This window comes from Spirosoma profusum, from assembly GCF_014699005.1.
Taxonomy (GTDB): Bacteria; Bacteroidota; Bacteroidia; order Cytophagales; family Spirosomataceae; genus Spirosoma; species Spirosoma profusum.
On record NZ_JACWZY010000057.1, the window covers coordinates 22,912 to 29,709 of the forward strand.

General features: G+C 49.9%; 5 protein-coding genes. 4 read left to right on the plus strand and 1 reads right to left on the minus strand.

Translation table 11 applies throughout. The features are described 5' to 3' along the window. Positions 1-15 precede the first annotated feature (15 nt). From IC229_RS32960 to IC229_RS32975, 4 genes are all read left to right on the plus strand, one after another. Entirely contained in the window at positions 16-1,989 is a 1,974-nt protein-coding gene (locus IC229_RS32960; protein WP_190892914.1) for a RagB/SusD family nutrient uptake outer membrane protein, read from the plus strand. Positions 1,990-2,153: 164 nt separating this feature from the next. Continuing rightward, the gene (locus IC229_RS32965; RefSeq protein WP_190892915.1) at positions 2,154-4,043 is read left to right on the plus strand and encodes a rhamnogalacturonan lyase; all 1,890 of its coding nucleotides are present in this window, start codon (positions 2,154-2,156) and stop codon (positions 4,041-4,043) included. Beyond that, positions 4,040-4,831, plus strand: a complete 792-nt coding sequence (locus tag IC229_RS32970; protein ID WP_190892917.1) for a rhamnogalacturonan acetylesterase — start codon at positions 4,040-4,042, stop codon at positions 4,829-4,831. Before IC229_RS32965 ends, IC229_RS32970 begins: the two co-directional genes overlap by 4 nt. 119 nt (positions 4,832-4,950) lie before the next feature. Then, on the plus strand, positions 4,951-6,054 hold the full coding sequence (locus tag IC229_RS32975; protein ID WP_190892929.1) for a glycoside hydrolase family 88/105 protein: 1,104 nt from the start codon (positions 4,951-4,953) through the stop codon (positions 6,052-6,054). A 152-nt stretch (positions 6,055-6,206) separates the two neighbouring features. On the opposite strand, the gene IC229_RS32980 is transcribed toward IC229_RS32975, so the two are convergent. Continuing rightward, positions 6,207-6,798: integrase core domain-containing protein (locus IC229_RS32980; protein ID WP_223834353.1), on the minus strand; the 592-nt coding region annotated here is incomplete at its 5' end.

A 6,798-nucleotide genomic window follows, 5' to 3' on the forward strand; every position in this document is an offset into this window, starting at 1 on the left:
CTTAACCAACCATCCATGAAACCTATTACTAGTTCTATATATTCGGCAGCACTGGTCGCGGCTCTTGTGAGCGTGTCCACGAGCTGCAAAGAAGAATTTCTGGAAGAAAACCAGATTACACTGCTGACCACGCAGAACTTCCAAACCCCCAGCGGTTTGGATGGGCTGTCGATTGGGATGTACCAGAGTTTGCGATTCCACTTCAACTACGAGTGGGCCTATGCGACGACCAATTACGGAACCGACGAGTTTACCGTTGGGGGCGACCGAACCGAGCAGATGTTCAATTCATACGATGCCAATCTGAACTCTCAAAATGGCGACGTAGCAACCGTCTGGGATAACATGTACGGGAACATTAACTCGGCCAACATCATGATCGAGAACGTACCGAAATACTACGGTGGGGGCACTATCGCCAATACCCGATTGGGTGAGGGGTACTTTATGCGGGCGTTCGATTACTTTAAACTGGTCCGGCAGTTTGGCGGTGTTCCCCTGAAACTGGTTCCGTCTACCAGCATTGAAGAGGAGTTTACCCGGGCCTCGGCGCAGCAAATTTATGATCAGATCGTCAAGGACTTTACGCAAGCTTATGAGTTACTGCCGGCGACTGTTACCGAAACCGGGCGACTTACTAAATGGGCGGCCGCTCACTTCCTGGCTAAAACATACCTTTATCGGGCGAGCGAAATCAACAGCGACTGGAACAGCAACACGAAAACTGCTGACCTGCAAAATGCTGTTAAATACGCTGATCTGGTCATTAACACCAGCGGGCATACACTGGCCACCAACTTCAGCGATCTATGGAATTTCAGCGCGATAGATGGTCCAAACGAAACCAACAAGGAAATCATCCTGGCCGCTCAGTTTTCTGGCAATACAGCTACGCAGGGGCGCTACGGTAACCAGGTGCATTTGTACTACCCGTCGATTTACCAGACCTTACCGGGTATGCAGCGCGATATCCCCGGCGACCGGGAGTTTCAGCGGTTACGTACTACCGATTACTCGATCGATGTGTATGATCGAGTGAACGATTCCCGTTTCTGGAAAAGCTTCAAAACCCGTTACCTCAGTAACCGACCGTCGTCGGCACCCACCTGGACAGCAGCTACTGCGCCTAATCCTAGTCTGGTTGGTAAGCCAAAATTTGCGGGTGGCGAAGAAGCTGTTTTGTATATCGTGAATGCGCCCGGCGATACGCGCTATACGCCCACCAGCATTACGTTACGTGCCCCCTCGATGTTTGTTCGGTATTTTGCCGGGCAGCCCGAAAATATGTTGGGCGGTCATGGTAATTACAACACGAGCCAATACGTAGCATTATCCAAATTTATGGATGGTTCACGGAATGCGGTTGCCTCGCAGTTCGGACAGCGGGATGGAATTCTGGCTCGTCTGGCAGAAACGTATCTGATTGCTGCGGAAGCGCAGGGCCGGTTGGGTCAATACGCAGCTGCGATTCCGTATCTGAACAAAATCCGCGACCGGGCGGCTTACAAAGCGGGAGAAGACCGTGCTACGTATGTCGACGGGGGCATATCGTACAAGAATAACACGGCTGCCAACACAGCTCAATTTGTTTCGTACTCGGATAAAAACAGCTATTTCGAATCGAATAATCTGGCCGTAACCACCGCTACTACCCTCGACGCTATGCACCTGAAAAGCGAGGCCGACATCTTTAGCGCCACCAATCAGTTTTACACAAAAATTGGTGCTACGTCGCAGGCGGACCAGTTTATCGCCTTTATTCTGAACGAACGCTCCAGAGAATTGATGGGTGAACTGATGCGCTGGGAAGATTTGTCACGTACCAAAACATTATCCCCTAGAGCAATTGCCTTTAACGACGAGGCCAAGCCGGTTATGCCGAAGCATTTACTACGGCCAATTCCGCAGAAATTCCTGGATGGCGTAAAACAAAACGGGGCCATCCTGACAGCCGAGCAGAAAACAGTCGTGCAAAACCCCGGCTGGTAAAATCGCTTACCCCAAGGCAAGTTTTTAACCTGCCTTGGGGTTGGGCAATCCATAGCACCATTATCTGTAGCGGATCAAAGTCGGGCGAAGCTCATTTTCGATTAGCCTTACCAATCATGAGATTTAGCATTGCCTGTTTATTAGGCGTTGCTTACTGAATCGTTATGACGAAATCGTTCCTTTATCTATTACTGGTCGGGTTACTATTCCAGACAGTTCCGTCGTTGGCGCAACGTAGCATGGAGCGATTGAGCCGGGGCGTTGTGGCTGTCCGAACAAGTCAGAATCAGGTGTTTGTGAGCTGGCGACTATTGATCAACGATCCTGATAACGTAGCATTTAATGTATACCGAACTGGTAAAGGCAGCCAGCCAGTCAAACTAAACCAACGACCGTTAACGGGGGGCACCTATTTCGTCGATACCAGTGCTAAGTTCCGGCAGGATGCAGTGTATAGTGTCCGGGCCGTGGCGGGGAAAACAGAACTGAAACCGGAGGGCTCGTATACACTTTCAGCCAGTGCTACGTCACCTTATTTAACCATCCCGCTGCAAACGCCCGCTGATTATACACCGAACGATGCCTCGGCGGCTGACCTGGATGGTGATGGAACCTACGAACTGATTCTGCATCAGGCCAGTAGGGGACGCGATAATTCGCATAAAGGGTTTTCTGATCCGCCTATTCTGGAAGCGTATAAACTTGATGGTACGTTACTTTGGCGTATCAACCTGGGACGTAACATTCGGGAAGGAGCACATTACACGCAATTTATGGTGTACGATCTGGATGGGGACGGACGGGCCGAACTAGCGTGCAAAACAGCAGATGGTACAATCGACGGGCAAGGAAAGGTACTTGGTGATTCTACAAAACACTGGGCCAAAACCGACGGACCGCTGGAAGGTAAAATTCTGGATGGACCGGAGTTTTTCACCATTTTCGACGGAAAAACTGGCGCTGCTTTGGCCACTACCGATTATATCCCATCGCGATACCCGACTAATGGCTGGGGAGGAGTTGGGGGCATCGGCGGTAACGATAACAATGGCAACCGGGTCGATCGATTTCTGGCGTGCGTGGCGTATCTGGATGGTGAATTGCCCAGTGTGGTGATGTGCCGGGGTTATTACGGACGTACCGTTCTGGCCGCCTGGGACTGGCGGGGCGGGAAATTGACGTCTCGATGGGTGTTCGATTCGCAGCAGGCGCCGGATGGATTTTCTGGCATGGGCAATCACAACCTGACCGTTACCGATGTCGATAACGATGGCAAAGACGAAATTATTTACGGCTCCATGTGTGTAAATGATAACGGTAAAGGCTTGTATACGACAAAATTACGTCATGGCGACGCCCTTCACGTATCAGACCTCGATCCAGCCCGGCCGGGGTTGGAAGTATGGGGTATTCACGAAAATGAAGCGCCAATTCCCGGCTACGAAAAAGGGTTTGGCGCAGCGCTGTATGATGCCCGCACCGGTGAAATTCTCTGGGGAGCGTTTCCTGGCGAGGATGTAGGTCGGGGTGTTGCTGAAGATATTGATCCCACCAATCCTGGCGCGGAACTGTGGTGGTCGGGTTCCAATGGCTTGTTCACTACCAAAGGTAAACGTATCGGCGACAGCCCTTCATCGGCCAATTTTCTGGTATGGTGGGATGGCGACCTAATCCGTGAGTTGCTGGATGGAAATCATGTCGATAAGTATCAGGCGAATGGTCCAGCGATTCGGCTGCTTACGGCAGATAGCTGTTCGTCGAACAACGGTACGAAAGCCACGCCCGCCCTCAGTGCCGATCTGTTTGGTGACTGGCGGGAGGAAATCGTGTTACGTAGCAACGATAATAAAAGCCTGCGGATTTATACAACCACGATTCCTACCCAGCATCGGCTGGTAACACTCATGCAGGACCCGCAGTATCGGCTCAGTATTGCCTGGCAAAACGTGGGGTATAACCAGCCGCCCCATCCAAGTTTCTTTTTGGGGCAGAGCATGAAACAGCCACCCCGCCCAACGTATCGCTTTCCCACTACAAATCAGCTCAATCGATGAACTTGCTACGTTACGTTATCTTTTCCTGTCTCGTGCTGTTTTGCCTGGCTGGTATGCAAACCCAGCGGCCTACACTATATCTAATCGGGGATTCAACCATACGGAATGGATCGGGTAAAGGAGTCGATGGCCTTTGGGGCTGGGGTAGTGTAATAGGGGAGTATTTTGATACGTCCCGGATTCATATCGACAATCAGGCGATTGGCGGACGTAGTAGCCGTACCTTTCTAACTGAAGACCGCTGGGACAAAATTAAAGCCAAACTAAAACCCGGCGATTTTGTGCTGTTGCAGTTTGGTCATAATGATGCCGGAGCCATCAACGATACGTCACGCGCCCGTGGCACCATTCGGGGCATCGGAGACGAAACGGTAGAGATTGACAATAAGCTGACTAAAAAACATGAAATCGTTCATTCGTATGGGTGGTATATACGCCAATACGTCGCCGACACAAAAGCCAGCGGAGCAGTTCCAATCGTTTGTTCGCTGGTTCCACGAAATGTCTGGAAAGATAATAAGGTAGTTAGAGCTTCGGATAATTATGCGCAATGGGCTGCCCAAATCGCAAAAGCAGAAGGTGCCTTTTTTATCGATCTGAATGAGAACATCGCGCATCAGTATGAAGCTGGTTTTACGGAGGAAACGTTAAAAGCAGCCTTTTTTCCGGTCGATCATACCCATACCAATCTGGCAGGTGCCCAGTTTAATGCCCGCTCTGTTACAGAGGGCTTACGCCAGCTAAAAAATTGCCCCCTACAACCGTATTTGAAAAGCCAAAAACGATAACTAAACGTATCATATCTGGAGCAGCCTGTTCTATACATAACCTTTATCCTTTAAACATGCTACGTACCTTTCTGAAATCGCCCACGCGAAAACTGGTGGGTTGCTGGATACTCGTTTTAATGAGCTATCAACTCGTACTGGCGCAACCAGCTACGCCTAAACTTCCCAGCAGGCAGGGAATTCTGGCTACAATGACACTGGCCAACGACCACTTCATGAAAGCCTGGCCTGATCCCGGAAAGGAAATCGTCACCAACAAAACTCGTCCGAGTAACATCTGGACACGGGCTGTGTATTACGAAGGCTTGATGGCCTTATATGGTATCGATAAGCAGAAAGCATACTACGATTATGCCGTTGACTGGGGTCAAAAACATAAATGGGGACTACGTAGCGGCATAAACACACGTAACGCCGACGACCAATGCTGTGGCCAGACCTATATTGACCTGTATCTAATTGATCGTAAGTCCGAACGCATTCACGACATCAAAGCGTCGATTGATGCCATGGTACGTAGTGATAAAGTAGATGACTGGAACTGGATCGACGCGCTTCAAATGGCGATGCCGGTATACGCTCAATTGGGCGTTCTGCACAAAGACCCGGTTTATTTCGAGAAGATGTACCAGATTTATACTTACTCCAAAACCAAGCATGGCGGTAACGGACTCTATAATCCAGCAGACCGACTATGGTGGAGGGATAAGGATTTTGTGCCGCCTTATCAGGAACCCAATGGGCAGGACTGCTATTGGTCGCGGGGCAATGGCTGGGTCGTGGCTGCCCTGGTTCGGGTATTAGAAATCATCCCCAAAAACGCTCCCCACCGCGACGAATACGAAAAGACGTATCGCGAGATGATACAGGTGCTGCCTCCGTTGCAACGTAGCGATGGCTATTGGAACGTAAGCCTGCACGATTCGACCCACTTTGGTGGGAAAGAACTCAGCGGAACAGCTCTTTTTGTGTACGGGATGGCATGGGGTATTAACAACGGTTTGCTCGACGCAAAAACATACCGTCCAATTATCGTGAAGGCCTGGAACGCCATGGCAACTGAATGCGTGCATCCGAACGGATTCCTGGGTTACGTGCAGGGGACCGGCAAAGAGCCTAAAGATGGCCAGCCCGTTTCGTATGACAGCAAACCCGATTTTGAAGATTACGGCCTGGGATGTTTTCTACTGGCAGGTACTCAGTTGTATAAAATGAAGCGTTAAAGTGCTCTCCGGGACGCCTTAATGTGATATGTCTTTCCCTTTTATTTTATATGGAGGTATAACTGAACGGTTTTGGTAGTGACCCGTCCTGAAAAACATTGACCGTTTATTGGTTATCCATCTTTTTATTGACCACTAATTTAGACCCTATTTTAACTATTTACTCCAACCTTCCCCTGTCTTTTAGGGTAATAATTCTTCCACCTTCGCTTCAGCTTCCCTTCCCCTTGGTGAGCTTGGTCCGGCACCAGCATATCACAGCTTAGGTGGGGTCGCTTGTAGTTATAAAGAAAGACGGCTTGCTCCAAAACCAGTTCGGCTTGGGCTAATGAGTACACCGCTTTATGAGCCAGGTACTCATTTTTTAAAATGCCATTCACCCGCTCCGCAATGGGGTTCTCCAGCGGATCACCCGTCTCAGTCATGCTAATCTGAACATGATAGTTGTCCAGCAATCCAATGTAGATAGCGCTGCAATACTGAAGGCCTCGATCACTATGGTGAATCAAGGCTTTGGCCGTTCGTTTCTTTATCTTCTTGAGGGCCATTTCTAAAGCCGCTTTGCAATGAATAGCCCCCAACGTTGGAGCTACACTGTAGCCCATAATTCGTTTGGAATAGGCATCGGTTACCAATGAGATATACAAGCATCCGCCCTGAGTAAACCAATACGGTAGAGTAGGGCAAGCGCGCCTGGGTAGTTTCACAACTACCGGTTTCGCTTGCCCTCTCCCCGAACCGGAC

Bases quoted from the DNA above. Each gene is read 5' to 3' on its own strand.
- IC229_RS32960 (WP_190892914.1), top strand. From the start codon at position 16: ATGAAACCTATTACTAGTTCTATATATTCGGCAGCACTGGTCGCGGCT.
- IC229_RS32965 (WP_190892915.1), top strand. From the start codon at position 2,154: ATGACGAAATCGTTCCTTTATCTATTACTGGTCGGGTTACTATTCCAG.
- IC229_RS32970 (WP_190892917.1), top strand. From the start codon at position 4,040: ATGAACTTGCTACGTTACGTTATCTTTTCCTGTCTCGTGCTGTTTTGC.
- IC229_RS32975 (WP_190892929.1), top strand. From the start codon at position 4,951: ATGAGCTATCAACTCGTACTGGCGCAACCAGCTACGCCTAAACTTCCC.